The sequence below is a fragment of the Streptomyces sp. NPDC013455 genome, assembly GCF_040632975.1.
In the GTDB taxonomy this organism is placed as follows: domain Bacteria; phylum Actinomycetota; class Actinomycetes; order Streptomycetales; family Streptomycetaceae; genus Streptomyces.
In genome coordinates, this window is sequence record NZ_JBEYCX010000001.1 from 641,050 (window position 1) to 660,657 (window position 19,608).

The following is a 19,608-nucleotide window of genomic DNA, read 5'->3' on the forward strand; positions in this document are numbered from 1 at the left end:
TCTGCGTGCGCAGCACGACGCCGTCGTCGCGGAACAGACTCATGCCTTCATTCTCGCGCAAGCGCTCGGCTGCCCGTGCCGCCGGAGAGGGGCGGACCCCGGGCGTCTCGGGGTCCCGGGGCAGGCACTGCGCTAGGGAACCTCCCCGCGGCTGCGGGCGTTGGCGTAGGCCGTTGCCGCGCTCAGGCGTTCGGCCGGTGTGGCGGACCGCACGGCCGTGGGGTCGGCGTCCCACTCCCTGCCACCGCCGTAGGGTCTGAGCTGGACATAGGGGCCCACGTGCCCCATGACGATCCCGACCCGTCCGCTGCGGGTGTCCACGACGTGACTGCCGACGGGATGGTTCACCGGCGGTCCCCCGGTACCCCCGTCGCCACCACGGCCACCACGCGCCGCGTCCTCTCCAGCGTCCCGTCCCGCGTCCTCTTCCTGTTCCCGGCCGACCGCCATTCCCGCAAGGTCTCCTCCGCCTTTTCGACTCCGCCCATGGCGCTCCCCTTTCTCCGCGACTTTCACTCTTCGCACATCAACGGTGACGCTGCGCCTCTAGACTCGGCAGCAGTCTGCGCCCTGCCCGCGCGCGGAACGCTCAAGCGGCAGGCCGTGGCGCCCGGCGGCGCCCCGCGCCGTGCGACCGCCCGCCCCGACCCCGTCGGCGGCTCGGCCCCCGGCAGCTGGTCCATTCGTGTGCGGTGTTCGTGTGCGGTGTCTTGACCGCCCCCACAGCCCCTCCTATGGTCGCGCTACCGACCCCCGGACGTAGGACGTAGGACGTCGTATCTCCCGCCCCTCCCCCCTCCCCACCGACTTGCTGGAGGACCCGTGCGCGACGACGTGACCCCCGACGTACCGGCACCCCGGCGCCGGGCCTTCCTCACCGGCGCCGGCGCGCTCGGCGCGGCCGCCGCCCTGCCGCCCGTGCTGGCCGGCTGCTCCACCGGCCCGGAGTCCACCAACGACACCGGCGACGGCGGCACCGGCAAGGACCGGACGCTGACCGCGGTGATCGGGTACGGCAACGACGGCAGCTGGGATCCGACCCAGACCGCCTCGGCGTTCGCGATGGCCGCCAACAACCACGTCTACGAGGGGCTGCTGGACACCGATCCGATCACCCGGGTGCCGTACCCGGCGCTCGGCACCGAGGTGCCGGCGGACCCGGGCGCCACCACCTGGCGGTTCAGCCTCCGCCCGGGCGCGACCTTCCACGACGGCGAGCCCGTCACCGCCGACGACGTCGTGTTCGTCTTCGACCGGATCCTGGACCCGAAGACGCAGACCCTCGCCAAGGGCTTCTTCGCCCCCTGGCTGGAGCGGGTCCGCAAGGTCGACGCGCGGACCGTCGAGCTGGTGCTGAAGTTCCCGTTCCCGGACGGGCTCGCCCGGCTCACCCTCGCCAAGATCATGCCGAAGCACGTGTTCTCCCGGCCCGGCGCCTGGGACGACGCGGTCAAGGGACTGGCGGTGGGTTCGGGGCCGTACCGGCAGACCGCGCACCACCCGAAGTCCAACACCACCTTCGAGGCGTTCGCCGCGTACAACGGCCCGCGTAAGCCGGCCTTCCGCAAGATGAACTGGCTCACGATCGTGGACGCCGCCCCCCGCGTGGCGAAGATCTCCGGTACCGGGGCCGGCGCGCAGATCGCGGACAACATCCCCTACGCCAACATCCCCCGTCTGGAGCGGGGCGGGCTGAAGGTCGCGGGCGGCGCCGGGATGAACAACCTCTTCCTGATGTTCAACACCCGGCACAAGCCCTTCGACGACGTCCGGGTGCGGCAGGCGCTGCACTACGCCATCGACACCGAGAAGATGGTGCGGGTCGCGCTGAAGGGACACGGGAAGCCGGCGTCCTCGTTCCTCGACGAGGGCAATCCCGGCTACCGGCGGGCCGCGACCGTCTACGGCCACGACCCGGAGAAGGCGAAGGCGCTGCTGAAGGCCGCCGGGGTGCGCGACCTGCGGATCGAGATCGTCTCGGTGAACGTCAGCTGGATCGTCGACTGCCTGCCGACCATCAAGTCCTCCTGGGACGCGATCGGCGTGCGGACGACCCTGGCACCGCAGGAGACGACGGCCGTCTTCACCAAGATGGACCAGAACCGGGACTACCAGGTGGTGGCGGCGGCCTCCAACCCCAACCAGTTCGGGCTCGACGCCGACCTGATCATGCACTACAACCACGGCCCCGAGAACCTGTGGATGCGGTACACCCGGTGGGCCGGCCACCCGGTCGCCAGGCGGCTCTTCAGGGACATGGACCGGGCGACCCGGGAGCCGGATCCCGCGAGGAAGAAGGCGATGATCCAGGACTACATCGACGTCGTCGCCGAGCAGGCCGTGCTCTACCCGGTCGTCCACAACGAGCTGGTGACCGCCTGGGACGCGCGCGAGCTCACCGGGATAAGGGCGCAGCCGTACCCGGGCATCAACCTCCTCCAGGCCGCGTGGGTCTGACGGCATGACGGCCGTCGCCCGGATCCTGCTCCGCCGTGTCGCCCTGCTCGTGCCGCTGCTCCTCGGCATCGTGCTGTTCGTGTTCCTGGTGATGCGGTTCTCGGACGCGGACCCCGCGTCCGCGTTCTTCCAGGGCGCCAACCCGACCCCGCGTCAGCTGCACGACTTCCGCGAGCGCAACGGGCTGCTGGACCCGCTGCCGGTGCGGTACGTCCACTTCGTCGGCGACCTGCTCCACGGTGACCTCGGCACCAGCGCCCTGACCCGGGCCCCGGTGGTCGAGCAGGTCACCACCGCGCTGCCGCTCACCCTCCAGCTGACCTGCCTGGGCCTCGCCCTCGCCGTCGTGCTGGCGCTGGCCGGCGGGGTGACGGCGGCCGTGTACCGGGACCGGCTGCCGGACCAGCTGATCCGGGTCGTCTCGCTCGTCGGGGTGGCCGCGCCCGGGTTCTGGCTGGCGCTGCTGATGATCCAGTACCTGGCCGTGGACCGGGGCTGGTTCCCGACCGGCGGCTACGTCAACCCGGCCGACTCCGTCACCGGCTGGCTGAGGACCATGGCACTGCCCGCCGTCGCCCTGTCCCTGCCGGTCGCCGCCCAGCTGACCCGGATCGTCCGGACGTCGGTGGTGGAGGAGCTGGACAAGGACTACGTCCGTACGGCCGTCGGGAGCGGGCTGCCGCCCCGGGTCGTGGTCGGGCGGAACGTGCTGCGCAACGCCCTGGTCAATCCGCTCACCGTGCTGGGCCTGCGGGTCGGCTACCTGCTCGGCGGCGCGGTCGTCATCGAGACGATCTTCTCCCTGCCCGGCATGGGCAAGCTGATGATCGACGCCGTGCAGAACGGCGACCCGGCGGTGGTGCAGGGTGTCGTGCTCACCACCGCCACCGGGTTCGTCGTCGTCAACCTCGTCATCGACATCCTGTATCTGCTGGTCAACCCACGACTGAGGGCGGGCTGATGGTCACGCGCGCGAGCCTTGTCGAGCGGCTGTCCCGGCCCGGCGTCCGGCTGCGCGGCCCGCGCCGGCTGCCGCCGCTGTCGAAGGCCGCCCTCTGCTTCCTGGCCCTCGTCGTCCTGGTCGCCGTCCTCGCACCGGTCCTGGCCCCGCACGATCCGCTCGACCAGCAGGACCCGGCCGGCGGGACCGGAGCGCCGTCCGCCGCGCACTGGATGGGGCAGGACAGCCTGGGCCGGGACATCCTGAGCCGGCTGATGTACGGCGCCCGGTGGTCGCTGGCCATCGGGCTGGGCGCGACCGCGCTCGCGCTCGTCGCCGGCGCCGTGCTCGGGGCGCTCGCCGCCACCTCCCGCAAGGCGGTGGACGAGACGCTGATGCGCTGTCTCGACGTGGTGATGGCGTTCCCGGGCATCGCGCTGGCGGCCGTGCTGGTCGCCGTGTTCGGCGGCGGGATCGGCGTGCTGATCTGCGCGATCGCCTTCCTGTTCACGCCGCCGGTGGCGCGGGTCGTACGGGCCAACGTGCTCGACCAGTACGGCGAGGACTACGTGACCGCGGAGCGGGTGATCGGCGCCCGCACCCCGCACATCGTGCTGCGGCACGTGGCCGTCAACTGCGCCGCCCCGGTGCTGGTGTTCTGCACGGTCCAGGTCGCCGAGGCCATCGTGTTCGAGGCGTCGCTGTCCTTCATCGGCGCGGGTGTCCGGCCCCCGGACCCCTCCTGGGGCAGTGTCATCGCCGACGGCAAGAACATGGTGCTGACCGGCGGCTGGTGGGCGACCGTCTTCCCGGGCCTGCTGATCCTGTTCACCGTGCTGTCGCTGAACATCCTCTCCGAGGGCGTGTCGGACGCGTGGGCCGCGCCCGCCCCGAGGGAGGTGCGGGCACCGGAGGACCGGCTGGAGACACCCGGGCCCGGCACCGGCGAGGTGCTGCCGCTGCCCGGGCTCGCCGAGGCCGCCCGGCGGCTGCGCTCCCGGGCCCGGCCGCTGCCCGACCGCGGCGGGCAGCCGGTCCTCGCCGTGGAGAACCTCGCCATCGGCTTCCCGGACCGGCACCGGGGTGTGGACATCGTGGCCGGCGTCGGCTTCGAGGTGTACCCCGGCGAGGTGCTCGGGCTGGTGGGCGAGTCGGGCTGCGGCAAGTCGCTGACCGCGCTCACGGTCATGGGACTGGCGCCGAAGGGGGCCCGGATCGGCGGGCAGGTGCGGTTCCGGCAGCGGGATCTGCTCGCCGAGCCGATGCGGGTGCGGCGGCGGCTGCTGGGCCACGAGATGGCCATGGTCTACCAGGACGCCCTGTCCTCCCTGAACCCGGCCATGACCGTCCGCGCCCAGCTGAAGCAGCTCGTCCGGCGCGGCGGCCGGCGCAGCCCCCGGGAGCTGCTGACGCTGGTCGGTCTCGACCCGGAGCGCACCCTGCGCAGCTATCCGCACGAGCTGTCCGGCGGCCAGCGCCAGCGCGTGCTCATCGCCATGGCCCTCTCCCGCGACCCGAAGCTGATCGTCGCCGACGAGCCGACCACCGCCCTGGACGTCACCGTGCAGGCCCAGGTCGTGGAGCTGCTGCTCCGGCTGCGCGCGGAGCTGGGCTTCGCGCTGGTCCTGGTCTCGCACGACCTGGCGCTGGTCGCCGACGTCACCGACCGGGTGGTGGTGATGTACGGCGGGCAGATCGTGGAGAGCGGGGTGACCGCCGGCCTGGTGGCGGCGCCGGCCCACCACTACACGCGCGGCCTGCTCGGCAGCGTGCTGTCGCTGGAGTCGGCCGAGGAGCGGATGACACAGATCAAGGGGGTCGTCCCGGCCCCGGCCGACTTCCCGGCGGGCTGCCGGTTCGCCGACCGCTGCCCGCTCGCCACCGAGGTGTGCCACACGACCGCCCCGGTCCTCACGGGCACCCCGTCCCACACGGCCGCCTGCCACCACCCGGCGGTGGCGCTGGCATCGGCGGAGAGCGAGGAGGCGTTGCAGTGACCGCTGTGGTGGAGGTGCGGGACGCGCACGTCGTGCACAAGGCGCGCAGCGGCGGCCTGTTCCGGCGGGACCGGGTGTACGCCCTGACCGGCGCCGCTCTCGCCGTGGCGCCCGGGGAGACGGTCGGCGTGGTGGGCGAGTCGGGGTGCGGGAAGTCGACGCTGGCGAAGGTGCTGGTGGGCGTCGAGCGGCCGGTCTCGGGGACGGTGTGGTTCCAGGGCCGGGACCTGTGGGCGATGCCGCCCGCCGAACGCCGGGCCGCGGTCGGCGCGGGCACCGGCATGATCTTCCAGGACCCGTCGACGGCCCTGAACCGCCGGCTGACGGTCCGCCGTATCCTGCGCGACCCGCTGGACGTGCACCAGCGCGGCGGCCGGGCCGAACGGGAGGAGCGGGTGGGGGAGCTGATGGCCCTGGTGGGGCTCCCGCGGGCGCTGGCCGACGCCCTGCCCGGGCAGTTGTCGGGCGGGCAGCGGCAGCGCGTCGCCATCGCCCGCGCGCTGGCCCTGGAGCCGGCCCTGGTCGTCGCCGACGAGCCCACCAGCGCCCTGGACGTGTCGGTCCGGGCGCAGATCCTCAACCTGCTGCTGGACCTGAGGGAACGGCTCGGACTCGCGCTGGTGTTCGTCTCGCACGACATCCAGACGGTACGGCGGATGAGCGACCGGGTGATCACCATGTACCTGGGCCGGATCGTGGAGGAGACCCCGGCCGGCCGGGTCACCGACAGCGCCCGGCACCCGTACACCCGCGCCCTGTTCTCGGCGACCCCCGGTCTGCTGGACCCCGTCGACCCGATCCCGCTGTCCGGTCCGGTGCCCTCGGCGACCCGCCCGCCGAGCGGCTGCCCGTTCCGCACCCGGTGCTGGAAGGCCGACGAGGTGTGCGCCCAGGTGATGCCGGACTTCTCGGCCGCGTCGCGGCCCGGACACCGCTACCGGTGTCACCATCCTGTGGAGGAGGACCAGCCGACGCGAGACCTAGCGAGCCAGGAGCCCTGACATGTCCCTCCCCGCCCCGTTGACCGGTGTCGTCCCTCCCGTCTGCACCCCCCTGACGCCGGAGCGCGAGGTGGACGTGCGCTCGCTGCTGCGCCTGGTCGACTTCCTGGTGGAGGCCGGGGTGCACGGGCTGTTCCTGCTCGGCTCGACCTCGGAGGCGGCCTTCCTGACGGACCGGCAGCGCCGGCAGGTGGTGGAGGCCGTCACCGCGCACGTGGGCGGTCAGCTGCCCGTCCTCGCGGGCGCGATCGACATGACCACCCCGCGGGTCCTGGACCAGGTCGCGGCGGTCACCGCGGCCGGTGCCGGGGCCGTCGTGGTCACCGCTCCCTTCTACGCCCGCACCCACCCCTCGGAGATCGTCCACCACTACCGCCGGGTGGCCGCCGCCAGCCCGGTCCCGGTGATCGCCTACGACATCCCCGTCGCCGTGCACACCAAGCTCCCGGCCGACCTGGTGCTGGGGCTCGCCGGGGACGGTGTGCTGGCCGGGATCAAGGACTCCAGCGGGGACCTGGCGGCCTTCCGGGACATCGTCACCGGCGCCCGCGGCCACCCCGGTTTCAGCGTGCTGACCGGCTCCGAGCTGATCACCGACGCGGCGCTGGCGCTGGGCGCCGACGGGGCGGTGCCGGGCCTGGCCAACGTCGACCCGCACGGCTACGTCCGCCTCTACCGGCAGTGCCGGGCCGGCGACCGGGACGGCGCGCGGGCCGAACAGGAGCGGCTGTGCGCGCTGTTCGGGCTGACCGGTGCCGGGGACCCGGCACGGATGGGCGGCAGTTCGTCGGCGCTGGGCGCGTTCAAGGCGGCGCTGCATCTGCGCGGTGTGATCGACTGCCCGGTGACCGCCGAGCCGCAGGTCCCGCTGTCCGGCGAGGAGGTCGAGCGGGTCGGCAAGTTCCTCGCGGCGGCCGGCCTCGGCCTGTGACGCTCAGGGCAGGCGCAGCCGGCGGAACTCCAGGGACTCGTAGGGGCCGCGGGTACCGGTCTCGTAGAGCACGCCGACCGTGTCGTGGGCGAGCTGGACCAGGTCGGAGTAGGCGGCCGGGCGGTCCGAGAGGGTGCGCAGCCGGGTGAAGGTGCGGCCGGCGTCACTGCCGGCCCACAGGGCCAGGGCGCGGCGGTCGGCCGGCACGGAGGGGGCGGAGAACAGCAACGGGGCGCCGGGGCCGCGGAGCTGGAGGACGCTGCCCTGGACCACCGGGACGTCGTTCAGGGCCGGCTGCACGGTGTAGGGGCGGTCGAGGGTCAGGCCGCCGTCGCCGGAGTAGGTGTCGAGGCGGTTGCCGGGCGCGCTGCCGTTCTGGTCGCGGGCGCTGAGGTAGACCCGCCCGTCGGGGAGCTGGGCGGCGCTCGTCTCGTTGGTGTTGGCCGTGCCGTCGTAGGTGGCGTCCACGAATCCCAGGTGCCAGGTGCGGCCGAAGTCGTCGCTGTACAGGGCGTGGCCGCCGTAGTACCGGGGCTCCCGGCCGGTGTCGCGGGAGCCGGGGGGCGGGGCCGCGGAGTGGTTGGCGGGGACGAGCAGGCGGCCGGTGTGCGGGCCCCGGGTGAGGGCGACGGCGTGACCGGGGCCGGTGGCGTACCAGCGCCAGCCGGGCCGGGTGACCCGGGCGGTGATGTCCCGCGGGGGTGTGAAGCGCCGGCCGTCGTCCCAGCTGCGCTGCACGAACACCCGGCGGCCCCGCTCCGGGGTGACCTCGCCGCGCATGATCTGCGCTTCCGTCGCGGTCCCGTGGTTGGCGCAGGTCACCAGGACGACGGCGCCGGTGCGCGGGTCGACGACGGGCGCGGGGTTGCCCCGGGTGTTCCCCTGTCCGGCGGCCACCACGGTCAGCGGACCCCAGGTGCAGCCGCCGTCGGTGGAGCGGCGCAGGACGACGTCGATGTCACCGGTGTCGCCGGGGCCGTCGCGCCGGCCCTCGGCGAAGGCGAGGACCGTGCCGTGCCGGGTCTTCACCACGGCCGGGACGCGGTAGGTGGCGTATCCGCCGTGCCCCGACCAGTACGGCACGGAGGAGGCGCAGCCGCCGGGTGCGGCGTGCGCGGGCGTCCGGGCGGTGAGCGAGGTCAGGAGCACCAGGCTGGTGAGCAGGGAGCGGCTGCGCGGGATCACCCGCTGATGTTCCCCGGGATCACCAGCCCCGATTCGTAGCCGATGATCACCAGCTGGGCCCGGTCCCGGGCGCCGACCTTGCCCATGATCCGGCTGACGTGGGTCTTGGCGGTGAGCGGGCTGAGCCCCAACGCCTCGGCGATCTCGGTGTTGTTGAGGCCCCGGGCGACCAGGGTCAGCACCTGCCGCTCCCGGTCCGACAGGCACTCCGGGCCGCCCGTCGCCGGGGTCTGGGGGCTGCGCAGAAACCGCTCGATCAGCCGTGCGGTGGGACCCGGGGAGAGCAGCGCGTCACCGGCGGCGACCGTGCGGATCGCGTCGAGGAGGTCGGCCGGCCGGGTGTCCTTCACCAGGAAGCCGGAGGCGCCGGCGCGCAGCGCGTCGACGATGTTCTCGTCGGTGTCGTACGTGGTGAGGACCAGCACCCGTACCCCGGCGAGGTCCTCGTCGGCGGCGATGATCCGGGTGGCCTCGATGCCGTCGAGGCCGGGCATGCGGATGTCCATCAGCACGAGGTCGGCGCGTGCGGTGCGGGCGAGGTCGACCGCCTCCCGGCCGGTGCCCGCCTGGCCCACGACCGCCATGTCCGGTGCGGACTCCACCAGCATCGCGAAGGCGGCCCGGACCAGGGTCTGGTCGTCGGCGAGCAGCACTCTGATCATCGTTCTTCCCCCAGTGGCAGCAGGGCCCGCACCTCGAAGCCCGGGCCGTCCGTGCGCGGTCCGGCCTCGACCGTCCCGCCGACGCTGCGGGCCCGCTCCCGCATGCCGAGGAGCCCGAAGCCGGACGCGCCCGCGGGGCGGTCGGCGCCGCCCGTTCCGTCGTCGGTGACCCGCACCCGCAGGGCGCCCTCCGCCCGGGACAGGCTCACCCGGACGGTGAGGTCGTCCCGGCCGCCGTGGCGCACGGCGTTGGTGAGCGCCTCCTGCACGATCCGGTAGGCGGCGGCCCCCACGGCGGGCGGGACGTCGCCGGCCCGTACCGACAGGTCGACCGCGACGCCCGCCGTCTTCGCCAGGTCGGTGAGGCCGTGCAGGCCGGGCAGCGGGCCGCGGGCGTCCGGGGCGCCCGGGTCGCGCAGCACCCCCAGGGTCGTACGCAGTTCGCCGCGGGCCGTGCGGCAGGTCTCGGCGATGTCGTCCAGGGCCCGGGCGACGGCCGTGCGGTCGAGGCGGTCGGGGTCGGCGGCCAGGACGTGCGCGGCGACCGAGGTCCGCACGCCGATGAGGGTGATGCTGTGGGCGAGCAGGTCGTGCAGGTCCCGGGCGATGCGCAGGCGTTCCTCGGCGACCCGGCGGCGGGCCTCCTCCTCCCGGGTCCGTTCGGCGCGTTCGGCGCGCTCCAGGGCGGCGGCGGCGTTCTCCCGGTGGGCGCGGATGTAGCCGCCGAGGACGAGCATGGAGACGATCCAGCCGGTGATCTGGAAGGTCACCGCCAGTCCGGCCGTGCCGTGGTCGATCTTCAGGACGGCCATGAGCGCGACGACGGCGCCGCCGACGAGGGCGGTGTTCCGCGGGGTCGCGCTCACCGCGAACGTGTAGAGGACCACCATGGACGCGGCGGTCGGCGCGGAGTGGTTGTAGTCGAGCCTGTGGTAGAGCGCGATCAGCGGGATCATGACCACGAGGACGGTCAGCGGGGCCCGCCGGCGCCAGGCGAGCGGCGCGTGCAGGGCGAGGAGCAGGAGCCAGCCGAGCGGGTCGGGGTGCCGGCCGCTGCCGAAGGTGACGGCGATGCCGGCGGCGAGGACCGCGAGTCCGGCGGCGAGGCAGAGGTCCTGCCGCCGGGGATCGAGGGAGGCGAGGGCCCGTGGGGGCCGGGGAGCGGTGATGGTTGCCTGCACGGGGTTCATCTTCCGGTAGGCGGGCGCCCCTGCCGAGGGCGGGACGCCCGCGGTTCAGGCGACGGGCTGCGGGACGCGCTCGGGTGCGGCGGACGGCGTCCGCGACAGCGGCCCCGGCCACCACACGCGCCGTCCGAGTGCCACGCTCGCGCTGGTCACCAGGTAGGTGCGGACCAGGAAGGTGTCGAGCAGCACACCGACGGCGATGACGAAGCCGAGTTCGACCAGCGGTACCAGTCCCATGTTGGTGAGCACGGCGAAGGTGGCCGCGAGGACCAGCCCTGCGGAGGCGATGACCCCGCCGGTGGTGCGCAGCGCGGTCAGCGCGGCCCGCGCCGGTTCCGCCCCGGCGAGGGACTCCTCCCGCATCCGGTGCATCAGGAAGATGCCGTAGTCGACGCCGAGTGCGACCAGGAAGACGAAGGAGAGCAGGCCGAGGCCGGGGTCGGTGCCGTGGAAGCCGAACAGCGGCTCGAAGACCAGCCCGCCGAGGCCGAGGGCGGCGCCCCACACGGCGACCACGGCGGCGACCAGCAGCAGCGGGGCGACCAGGGAACGCAGCAGGGCGATCAGGATGAGCAGCACCGAGACCAGGACCAGGGGGACGACGACCAGCCGGTCGCGGGCGTCGGTGTCGCGCAGGTCGAGCTGCTGGGCGCTGGGCCCGCCGACGTGGGAGCCGGGCAGCCGGTCCCGCAGTGCCTCGATGACGGCGGTCTCGGCGGCGGACTCAGGTGGCGCCGAGGTGGTCACCGCGATCTCGGTCCAGCCGCCGCCCGTACGGCCCCGACGGGCGTCCGCCACTCCGTCGGTGTCCTGGACGGCGGCCAGGGTGTCGCCGGCCCGGCCGGCCGGGGTGAGGACCTCGATCGGCTGCGCGGACCGTTCGGGGTAGGCCCGCGCGACGGTCTCCATGGCGGTCACGGACTCGGGCCGGTCGACGAAGGTGTCCAGTTGCCTGAGCGGGCCGGGCAGGCCGAGCGTGCCCAGGGCGAGCGCGCCGAGGAGGGCGGCGCCGCCGGCGAGGACGGTCAGCGGGCGGCGCCCGGCGGAGGAGCCCAGCGCGGCGAACAGGGAGCGGCGGGCCGCCGGCGTGCTGCCGTGGGCGGGCACGAGCGGCCAGAAGACCCGGCGGCCGAGCAGGACGAGGACGGCCGGGAGCAGGGTGAGCATGGCGGCCAGGGCGCACAGCACGCCGACGGTGCCGAGCGGGCCCATGCCGCGGCTGGAGTTGAGGTCGGCGGCGAGCAGGCACAGCAGTCCGGCGGCGACCGTGCCGGAGGAGGCGAGGACGGCGGGCCCGCAGCCGCGCAGCGCCGCCCGCATGGCGTCGTACGGCTGCTCGTGCTGCCGGAGTTCCTCGCGGTAGCGGGCGACGAGGAGCAGGGCGTAGTCGGTTCCGGCGCCGAAGACGAGGATGGTCATGATGCCGGCGCTCTGGCCGGTGACGCTGGTGCCGACGGCCTGGTGGAGGCCGTAGGCGGCGGCGCGGGCCAGGAGGTCGGACAGGCCGGCGACGAGGAGCGGGACCAGCCACAGCACCGGGCTGCGGTAGATGAGGACGAGCAGGACGGCGACGACGCCGACGGTGGTGTAGAGCAGCGGGCCGCCGAGGGAGGAGTAGATGCCGGAGGCGTCGGTGGCGAGGGCGGCCGGGCCGCCGACCTCGACCGTCAGCCCGCCCTCGCCGTGGGCGGCGCGGCGGACGTCGGCGACGAAGGCGTCCCGCCGCTTCTCGTCCGTGCCCGGTTCGTTGCTGGTGACCGGGTAGAGGAGGGTGGTGCCGTCGGCGGACGGGACGCCGTGGGGCGGGGTGGTCGGGGGGTGCTGCCGGGCGATCTGCGCGGTCTGCCGGGCGGCGGTGGCCCGGTCGGCCGCGGTGAGGCCGCCGGCGCGGTGGTAGACGAGGAGGAGCCGGGTGGTCTCGCCGCCCGGCAGCCGCTCCGCCAGCTCGGCGACCTGGGTGGAGTCGGCGGACGCCGGCAGGTAGTCGGTGGCGCGGTCGTGCTGGACGTCGGCGAGCCGGGTGGCGAACGGCGCCGCCACCGCCAGCAGGACCACCCACAGTCCCACCACCAGCCACGGCAGCCTCCGCCGCCCGCGCTTCCCGCGTGTGGTCGTGACCCCCATGGGTGCGAACCCCCTTCTCCGGAACGGATGTCTGGACACGGCTTCCAGACTTCCGCCGGACGGGGATGCGTTCGTCGGGCGCGGGAGCGAGTTCGGCGGTACTGCCGGGGGTGACGTCGCCCGGCCGTTACTCCGGCGGGAGTAGCGCGGGGGCGCCGGCCGGGGTCAGGAGGGGGTGCGGGCCGCGGCGAGCAGGCGGGTGACGTCGTCGGCGCGGATGGTGAGGGCCGCGCCGACGGTGGCGAGGGCGTCGCGTTCGGCGGGCGTGTAGGGGCCGTCGGCGAGGGCGATGCGGGCGGCCTGGAGGAGCAGGGACTCGCGGCCGGCCGGGGCGAGGTGCGGGGCGAGCGGGTCCAGGGCCTCGTGCAGTTCGATGGTCAGGCTCGCGCCGCCCGGCTGCTCGAAGAACCGGCCGGTGTCGGCGGCGAGGGCCTCGACCAGGGCGGCCAGCTGGTCCTCGGTGCAGTCCGCGAAGCCGGCCGCGCGGACCGTGGCGGCGGCCGCCTCCAGGGCCGTACGGGAACAGGTGCCGCCCGCGGCGAGCACGGCGAGGGCGACGGTGTGCACGGCGTCGCGGAGCATCGCGGAGAAGCGGCGGGTGGTGGGGTGGTCGAGGGTCTCGGTGCCGAAGTGGTGCCGGCAGGACGCGCATTCCACGACGGGCCCGGCCGCACCGCGCGGCAGCACGGGCACACCGAGCAGGGTGAGCCGGCGACGGCCGGTGAGCCGCTGGTAGTTGCGGTCGCCACCGCAGCCGGGGCAGAAGAACTCGCCGTCCCCGATGGGTGTCCAGGCGGTGCGGGTGCCCAGGATGCGCGCAGCCCTGGTGACACGGCCGTCTCGTCCCCGTACTGGCAGCACGTCGCACCTCCTCGTTCGCGCGGCAGCATCGCCGCGCTGGCGTGATGTTAGCCACATCCCGGAGCCTGAGTCAGTACCCCGGGAGAGACCTTTCCGTGACCTGAGGGGCACGATGGCCGATAAGTGACGGCGCCCCGACCGCCGGACACGGTGGTCGGGGCGCCGTAAGACCTGCTCGGGCGGGGTCAGCGGGCGGCGCGGTTGACGGCGGAGACGACCGCCTTCAGCGACGCACGCGTCGTGTTCGCGTCGATACCGATCCCCCACAGGACCTTGCCGTCGATCGCGCATTCGATGTAGGAGGCGGCCTGCGCGGAGGCGCCCTCGCTCATCGTGTGCTCCTGGTAGTCCAGCAGGCGTACGTCGACGCCGACGGACTGGAGCGCGTCGAAGAAGGCCGAGATCGGACCGTTGCCGGAGCCGGTCAGCACCGTGTCCTCGCCGTCGACGGTGGCCTCCACGGTGAGGGTGTCGACGCCGTCGGTGTCGGTGGTCGACTGGCCGGTCTTCACCTGGATGCGGCCCCACGGGTTCTCGGGGTTCGGCAGGTACTCGTCCTGGAAGACCGCCCAGATCTCCTTCGGCGTGATCTCGCCGCCCTCTGCGTCGGTCTTCGCCTGGATGATCTTCGAGAACTCGATCTGCATCCGGCGGGGCAGGTCCAGCTTGTGGTCGTTCTTCAGGACGTAGGAGATACCGCCCTTGCCGGACTGGGAGTTGACCCGGATGACGGCCTCGTAGGAGCGGCCGACGTCCTTGGGGTCGATCGGCAGGTACGGCACCGCCCACTCGATGTCGTCCACCGTGACGCCCCTGGCCTTCGCGTCGGCCTCCATGGCGTCGAAGCCCTTCTTGATGGCGTCCTGGTGGGAGCCGGAGAAGGACGTGTAGACCAGGTCGCCCACGTAGGGGTGGCGCGGGTGGACCTCCATCTGGTTGCAGTACTCCCACGTGCGACGGATCTCGTCGATGTCGGAGAAGTCGATCTGCGGGTCGACGCCCTGGGAGAAGAGGTTCATGCCCAGGGTGACCAGGTCGACGTTGCCGGTGCGCTCGCCCTGCCCGAACAGGCAGCCCTCGATGCGGTCGGCGCCGGCCATCAGGGCCAGCTCGGCCGCGGCCACGGCCGTGCCGCGGTCGTTGTGCGGGTGGACGGACAGGCAGACGTACTCGCGGCGGGAGAGGTTGCGGTGCATCCACTCGAAGCGGTCCGCGTGCGTGGACGGGGTCGAACGCTCCACGGTGGCGGGCAGGTTGAGGATGATCTCGCGGCCCGGGCCGGGCTGCCAGACGTCCATGACCGCCTCGCAGACCTCCAGGGCGAAGTCCAGCTCGGTGTCGGTGAAGATCTCCGGGGAGTACTGGTAGCCGAACTCGGTCTCCGGTCCCAGCAGCTTCTCGGCGTACTCCATCACCAGGCGGGTGCCGTCGACGGCGATCTGCTTGATGTCGTCCTTGGAGCCGCGGAACACCACCCGGCGGAAGACGGGGGCCGTCGCGTTGTACAGGTGGACGGTGGCGCGCCTGGCGCCCTTCAGGGACTCCACGGTCCGCTCGATCAGGTCCTCGCGGGCCTGGGTGAGGACGGAGATCGTCACGTCCTCGGGGATCGCGCCCTCCTCCTCGATGATCGAGCGGACGAAGTCGAAGTCGGTCTGGCCGGAGGCGGGGAAGCCGACCTCGATCTCCTTGTAGCCCATCTTGACCAGCTGGTCGAACATCCGGCGCTTGCGCTCGGGCGACATCGGGTCGATCAGGGCCTGGTTGCCGTCACGCAGGTCGGTGGAGAGCCAGCGGGGGGCGGCGGTGACCCGCTTGTCCGGCCAGGTGCGGTCCGGGATGTCGACCTGCTCGTAGCGGCCGTACTTGTGGATCGGCATGGGGCTGGGCTGCTGGCGGTTGGCCATGATGCGCAAGGCTCCTCAGGGTGTCCGGAAGGACGGCCGACACGCAACGCCAAGCTCCGCGGGGAGGGGGTCGGCCTCGACTACAGGCCCTCGCCGCGGCAGCTAAGAAGGAGCAGCCAGTAACGCATGATGCTCCGCAGCCTAGCCGAGCGGTTCCGGGTGCGTGGGCCTGTCCCAGTATGCGGGACCGCCCGGCAAAAATGGACAAAAGGTGTGCTGCACCACATCGCCGTACCACAGCGTCACGCAGCGTGGCGTTCCCTGTCCCGGTATTTCACCAATCATGGTGGCAGGTAGTGACACTGGCGTCACGGAGTGCGAAGGTGCCGGGCATGACGACCAACGGGGGCTTCCAGCCCGTCTTCTGCACGATCGTGCCGCCGCACGTCCTCGACAAGCTCGCCCGCGCCGAGGACCCCGCGCTCTCCGGCCCGGCCCGCCGGTCCCTGGAGCACGACGCCTTCCAGCGCACCAAGCGCCGCCTGACCACGGTGATCGGTGCCCCCGCCGTCGCCCCGCCCGCCGGTGCCGACGCCGACCAGCCGCACCGCACCATCTACGACGCCCGGCACACGCAGGACCTGCCGGGCACCAAGGTGCGCGAGGAGGGCTCCGAGCCCGGCTCGGACGCCACGGTCAACCGCGCCTACGCGGGCCTCGGCGCCACCTTCGAGCTGTACCTGAAGGCGTACGGCCGGCACTCCATCGACGACAACGGGATGCCGCTGGACGCCACCGTGCACTTCGGCGAGGGCTACGACAACGCCTTCTGGAACGGCGAGCAGATGGTCTTCGGCGACGGCGACAACGAGATCTTCCTCGACTTCACCATCCCGGTCGACGTCATCGGCCACGAGCTGACCCACGGCGTCACCCAGTACACGGCCAACCTGGACTACCACGGCCAGTCCGGCGCGCTGAACGAGTCCCTCTCGGACGTCTTCGGCTCGCTGATCAAGCAGTACACGCTCGGCCAGACCGCCTCCGAGGCCGACTGGCTGATCGGCGCCGGGCTCCTCGCCCCGCGCGTCACCGGCACCGCGCTGCGCTCGATGAAGGCCCCCGGCACGGCGTACGACGACGATGTCCTCGGCAAGGACCCGCAGCCGGCGACGATGGACGACTACGTCCGCACCGGCCGCGACAACGGCGGCGTGCACATCAACTCGGGCATCCCCAACCACGCGTTCTACCTGGCCGCCACCGCCCTCGGCGGCTACGCCTGGGAGAAGGCCGGGCAGATCTGGTACGACGTGCTCACCGGCGGCGAGCTGAAGGAGGACGCCCTCTTCACCGACTTCGCCACGCTGACGGTGAAGGCGACCCGCGAGCGCCACGGCGCCGGGGACGAACTGGAGGCCGTGCAGAAGGCCTGGGAGCAGGTCGGGGTGCGCACGCTGTGAATCCGTACTAGACACGGACCCATGCGTATTCGAGTGCGGCGCACAGGCGGTTTCGCGGGCATCGAGCGCCGGGCCGAGGTGGACACCTCGGGCCGGCCCGACGCCGAGGAGTGGCAGGCCCTGGCCGAACGGGTCCTCGCGTCCGGTCCGGGCACGCCGCCGGCCGGGGTCCCGGACGGCTTCGGCTACGAGATCACGGTGGACGGGCGCACGGTGTACGCGGCCGACCCCCGACTGACCGAGGACCAGCGGCAGTTGGTGTCGCGGGTGCTGAAGGAGGGCGCCTGACGGCCGGGGCCGTGCCGGGGCGTTGACTTCCGTCACCGGGGGTACGGATGATCCGGCCATGGCGACTGACGCAGGCACCGCGATGCCCCGGTTCCCGGCCGGATTCCTGTGGGGCGTGTCGACCTCGGCGCACCAGATCGAGGGAGCGGCCGGGGAACGGGAGCCGTCCGTGTGGGACGTGTTCACGACCGAGCCGGGCCGGGTGAAGGACGGCTCCACGGCGGCGGTCGCCTGCGACCACTACCACCGCTACCGCGAGGACGTGGCCCTCCTCGCCGGCCTCGGCGTGGGCGCCTACCGGTTCTCCGTCTCCTGGCCCCGGGTGAACTCCCCCGGCGGCCTGGACTTCTACGACCGCCTCGTGGACGAGCTCTGCGCGGCGGGCGTGCGGCCGGTGCCCACCCTGTTCCACTGGGACCTGCCCGCCTCGCTGGACTGGCTGGAGCGGGACACGGCGGCCCGGTTCGCCGACCACGTGTCGGTCGTGGCCGAGCGGCTCGGCGACCGGGTCGGCACCTGGATCACCCTCAACGAACCCGCCGAGCACACCCTGCTGGGGCACGCCATCGGCGCCCACGCCCCCGGCAGGCGGCTGCTGTTCGACGCCCTCCCGGCCGCCCACCACCAGCTCCTCGCCCACGGCCTCGCGGTCCGGGCGCTGCGCGCGGCCGGCACCGCGCAGGTCGGCATCGCCAACTCCCACGGCCCCACCTGGGCCGCCTCCGACGACCCGGCGGACGTGGCGGCGGCCGGCTTCCACGACCTCCTGCTCAACCGGCTGTTCGCCGAACCCGTCATCCTGGGCGAGTACCCCGAAGGCATGGGCGACCTGATGCCCGGCGACGTCGGGTCCGACCTTCAGGTGATCGCCGAACCGGTGGACTGGTACGGCGTCAACTACTACGCGCCGACCCGGGTGGGCGCGCCCGGCGGCGGCGACACCGAGTACGGGGGGCTGCCGCTCCCCGCCGAACTCCCCTTCTCCGTGCGGGAGATCGAGGGCCGGCCGACCACCGACTTCGGCTGGCCGGTCGTCCCCGAGGGCCTGACGGAACTGCTCACCGGCTTCCGCGACCGGTACGGCGACCGGCTCCCGCCCGTCGTCGTCACCGAGAACGGCTGCTCCTACGAGGGCGTCGACGACCAGGAGCGGATCGCCTACCTGGACGCCCACGTCCGGGCGCTGTACCGGGCGGTCGAGGCCGGGGTCGACGTGCGCGGCTACTTCGTGTGGTCCCTGATGGACAACTTCGAGTGGGCCGAGGGCTACGCCCGCCGCTTCGGCCTGGTCCACATCGACTACACGACCCTGGAACGCACCCCCAAGGCCTCCTACCACTGGTACCGCGACCTGCTGCGCACCCAGACCACGTGACCCCGCGGGCCGCGGGCCGCGCACCGGCCACGGGGGACACGGGCACACGGAGGGGTCCGGGGCGACGCGAGCCCCGTGGCGGTGGGCCGGCGGTGAGGCGAGTCGGGTGAGTGGGTGGGCGAGGGCGGCCCGGCGTCAGAAGCCCAGCTTCCGCAGCTGCTTCGGGTCCCGCTGCCAGTCCTTGGCCACCTTCACGTGCAGGTCCAGGAAGACCGGCGTCCCCAGCAGCGCCTCGATCTGCTTGCGGGACTTGATGCCGACCTCCTTCAGCCGCCTGCCCTTGGGACCGATGATGATCCCCTTCTGGCTGGGCCGCTCGATGTAGACGTTGGCGTGGATGTCCAGCAGCGGGCGGTCGGCGGGCCGGTCCTCCCGCGGCAGCATCTCCTCGACGACCACCGCGATGGAGTGCGGCAGCTCGTCCCGGACGCCCTCCAGCGCCGCCTCACGGATCAGCTCCGCGATCATGACCTGCTCGGGCTCGTCCGTCAGGTCGCCCTCGGGGTACAGGGCCGGGCCCTCGGGCAGCAGCGGGACCAGCAGGTCGGCGAGCAGGTCGACCTGCTTGGACCCGACCGCCGACACCGGCACGATCTCGGCCCACTCGAAGCCCAGGTCCTTGCCCAGCTGGTCGATCGCGATCAGCTGCTCGGCCAGCGTCTTGGAGTCGACCAGGTCGGTCTTGGTGACGATGGCGATCTTCGGGGTCTTGCGGATCCCGGCCAGCTCCTTGGCGATGAAGCGGTCACCGGGGCCGATCTTCTCGTTCGCCGGCAGGCAGAAGCCGATCACGTCGACCTCGGCCCACGTGGTCCGCACGACGTCGTTGAGCCGCTCGCCGAGCAGCGTGCGCGGTTTGTGCAGCCCCGGCGTGTCCACCAGGATCAGCTGGGAGTCCGGCCGGTGCACGATGCCGCGCACGGTGTGACGCGTGGTCTGCGGCTGGTTCGCGGTGATCGCCACCTTGGTGCCGACCAGAGCGTTCGTGAGGGTGGACTTGCCCGCGTTGGGGCGGCCCACGAAGCAGGCGAAGCCGGCGCGGTGGACGGCCTCGGCCGGCGTCTCGGATGACTGGGTGCGAACGCTCATGGCGACCATTCTCCCTGATCCACGAGACCGCGCCGTACCAGCCCGTGCCACCGGGCGCCCCGGTGAGCTTCCGGAAACCCGCCCGCAACGAAACGTCACGGAAACACACCCGTACGCGACCGGAAACGCACACCGGTGACCCTCTGACGCAGCCCCCACCCCGTTGGAGACGCCCGTGACCCTCGCCGCAGCCCTCCCCCG

Annotated in this window: 16 protein-coding genes; 8 read left to right on the forward strand and 8 right to left on the reverse strand. The window is 73.2% G+C overall.

Going from position 1 to position 19,608, the window contains the following annotated elements; translation table 11 throughout:
* Nucleotides 1–132 precede the first annotated feature (132 nt).
* The gene (locus ABZ576_RS02840) at nt 133–348 is read right to left on the reverse strand and encodes a hypothetical protein (RefSeq protein WP_360735057.1); all 216 of its coding nucleotides are present in this window, start codon (nt 346–348) and stop codon (nt 133–135) included.
* A gap of 474 nt (nt 349–822) precedes the next feature.
* Between ABZ576_RS02840 and ABZ576_RS02845 the strand changes: the two genes are divergently transcribed.
* Genes ABZ576_RS02845 through ABZ576_RS02865 form a run of 5 tightly spaced genes read left to right on the forward strand, consistent with a single transcriptional unit; the run spans nt 823 to nt 7,326 of the window.
* A complete protein-coding gene (locus ABZ576_RS02845; protein ID WP_360735059.1) occupies nt 823–2,457 on the forward strand; it encodes an ABC transporter substrate-binding protein in 1,635 nt (544 codons plus the stop codon).
* Between the two features lie 4 nt (nt 2,458–2,461).
* Nucleotides 2,462–3,418: an ABC transporter permease gene (locus tag ABZ576_RS02850; protein ID WP_360735061.1), complete on the forward strand. Its 957-nt coding sequence runs from the start codon at nt 2,462–2,464 to the stop codon at nt 3,416–3,418.
* Nucleotides 3,418–5,394 (forward strand): dipeptide/oligopeptide/nickel ABC transporter permease/ATP-binding protein, encoded by a 1,977-nt coding sequence (locus ABZ576_RS02855; RefSeq protein WP_360735063.1) that lies wholly within the window; start codon nt 3,418–3,420, stop codon nt 5,392–5,394. Before ABZ576_RS02850 ends, ABZ576_RS02855 begins: the two co-directional genes overlap by 1 nt.
* Complete coding sequence (locus ABZ576_RS02860) at nt 5,391–6,395, forward strand: ABC transporter ATP-binding protein (protein WP_360735065.1); 1,005 nt, start codon at nt 5,391–5,393, stop codon at nt 6,393–6,395. The genes ABZ576_RS02855 and ABZ576_RS02860 overlap by 4 nt, the downstream gene beginning before the upstream one ends.
* 1 nt (nt 6,396) lies before the next feature.
* Nucleotides 6,397–7,326, forward strand: coding sequence for a dihydrodipicolinate synthase family protein (locus ABZ576_RS02865; RefSeq protein WP_360735067.1), 930 nt, complete (start codon nt 6,397–6,399; stop codon nt 7,324–7,326).
* A gap of 3 nt (nt 7,327–7,329) precedes the next feature.
* Here the strand turns inward: ABZ576_RS02865 and ABZ576_RS02870 are convergent, their stop codons facing one another.
* From ABZ576_RS02870 to leuA, 6 genes are all read right to left on the reverse strand, one after another.
* The gene (locus ABZ576_RS02870; RefSeq protein WP_360735069.1) at nt 7,330–8,511 is read right to left on the reverse strand and encodes a sialidase family protein; all 1,182 of its coding nucleotides are present in this window, start codon (nt 8,509–8,511) and stop codon (nt 7,330–7,332) included.
* Nucleotides 8,508–9,173, reverse strand: coding sequence for a response regulator transcription factor (locus tag ABZ576_RS02875; protein WP_360735071.1), 666 nt, complete (start codon nt 9,171–9,173; stop codon nt 8,508–8,510). The genes ABZ576_RS02870 and ABZ576_RS02875 overlap by 4 nt, the downstream gene beginning before the upstream one ends.
* Nucleotides 9,170–10,363 (reverse strand): histidine kinase, encoded by a 1,194-nt coding sequence (locus ABZ576_RS02880; RefSeq protein WP_360735073.1) that lies wholly within the window; start codon nt 10,361–10,363, stop codon nt 9,170–9,172. The genes ABZ576_RS02875 and ABZ576_RS02880 overlap by 4 nt, the downstream gene beginning before the upstream one ends.
* A 45-nt stretch (nt 10,364–10,408) precedes the next feature.
* Nucleotides 10,409–12,484 (reverse strand): MMPL family transporter, encoded by a 2,076-nt coding sequence (locus tag ABZ576_RS02885; protein WP_360735075.1) that lies wholly within the window; start codon nt 12,482–12,484, stop codon nt 10,409–10,411.
* Between the two features lie 165 nt (nt 12,485–12,649).
* The gene (locus ABZ576_RS02890) at nt 12,650–13,345 is read right to left on the reverse strand and encodes a TerB family tellurite resistance protein (RefSeq protein ID WP_360735077.1); all 696 of its coding nucleotides are present in this window, start codon (nt 13,343–13,345) and stop codon (nt 12,650–12,652) included.
* Between the two features lie 185 nt (nt 13,346–13,530).
* Nucleotides 13,531–15,252, reverse strand: a complete 1,722-nt coding sequence (gene leuA, locus ABZ576_RS02895) for a 2-isopropylmalate synthase (RefSeq protein ID WP_360735079.1) — start codon at nt 15,250–15,252, stop codon at nt 13,531–13,533.
* Nucleotides 15,253–15,584: 332 nt separating this feature from the next.
* Here leuA and ABZ576_RS02900 point away from each other — a divergent pair, with 332 nt between their 5' ends.
* Genes ABZ576_RS02900 through ABZ576_RS02910 form a run of 3 tightly spaced genes read left to right on the forward strand, consistent with a single transcriptional unit; the run spans nt 15,585 to nt 18,318 of the window.
* Nucleotides 15,585–16,655 carry a M4 family metallopeptidase gene (locus ABZ576_RS02900; protein WP_360735080.1) on the forward strand — a complete coding sequence of 357 codons (1,071 nt, stop codon included), beginning with the start codon at nt 15,585–15,587 and terminating at the stop codon, nt 16,653–16,655.
* A 21-nt stretch (nt 16,656–16,676) separates the two neighbouring features.
* A complete protein-coding gene (locus ABZ576_RS02905) occupies nt 16,677–16,943 on the forward strand; it encodes a protealysin inhibitor emfourin (RefSeq protein WP_360735082.1) in 267 nt (88 codons plus the stop codon).
* Between the two features lie 58 nt (nt 16,944–17,001).
* Nucleotides 17,002–18,318 carry a GH1 family beta-glucosidase gene (locus tag ABZ576_RS02910; protein WP_360735084.1) on the forward strand — a complete coding sequence of 439 codons (1,317 nt, stop codon included), beginning with the start codon at nt 17,002–17,004 and terminating at the stop codon, nt 18,316–18,318.
* A gap of 135 nt (nt 18,319–18,453) precedes the next feature.
* Here ABZ576_RS02910 and era read toward each other — a convergent pair whose 3' ends face one another.
* Complete coding sequence (gene era / locus ABZ576_RS02915; RefSeq protein ID WP_360735086.1) at nt 18,454–19,407, reverse strand: GTPase Era; 954 nt, start codon at nt 19,405–19,407, stop codon at nt 18,454–18,456.
* Between the last annotated feature and the right edge of the window lie 201 nt (nt 19,408–19,608).

Coding starts and splice junctions, on each gene's coding strand:
- ABZ576_RS02850 (WP_360735061.1), top strand. CDS start 2,462: ATGACGGCCGTCGCCCGGATCCTGCTCCGCCGTGTCGCCCTGCTCGTG.
- ABZ576_RS02855 (WP_360735063.1), top strand. CDS start 3,418: ATGGTCACGCGCGCGAGCCTTGTCGAGCGGCTGTCCCGGCCCGGCGTC.
- ABZ576_RS02865 (WP_360735067.1), top strand. CDS start 6,397: ATGTCCCTCCCCGCCCCGTTGACCGGTGTCGTCCCTCCCGTCTGCACC.
- ABZ576_RS02875 (WP_360735071.1), bottom strand. CDS start 9,173: ATGATCAGAGTGCTGCTCGCCGACGACCAGACCCTGGTCCGGGCCGCC.
- ABZ576_RS02880 (WP_360735073.1), bottom strand. CDS start 10,363: ATGAACCCCGTGCAGGCAACCATCACCGCTCCCCGGCCCCCACGGGCC.
- ABZ576_RS02885 (WP_360735075.1), bottom strand. CDS start 12,484: ATGGGGGTCACGACCACACGCGGGAAGCGCGGGCGGCGGAGGCTGCCG.
- leuA (WP_360735079.1), bottom strand. CDS start 15,252: ATGGCCAACCGCCAGCAGCCCAGCCCCATGCCGATCCACAAGTACGGC.
- ABZ576_RS02900 (WP_360735080.1), top strand. CDS start 15,585: ATGACGACCAACGGGGGCTTCCAGCCCGTCTTCTGCACGATCGTGCCG.
- ABZ576_RS02905 (WP_360735082.1), top strand. CDS start 16,677: ATGCGTATTCGAGTGCGGCGCACAGGCGGTTTCGCGGGCATCGAGCGC.
- ABZ576_RS02910 (WP_360735084.1), top strand. CDS start 17,002: ATGGCGACTGACGCAGGCACCGCGATGCCCCGGTTCCCGGCCGGATTC.
- era (WP_360735086.1), bottom strand. CDS start 19,407: ATGAGCGTTCGCACCCAGTCATCCGAGACGCCGGCCGAGGCCGTCCAC.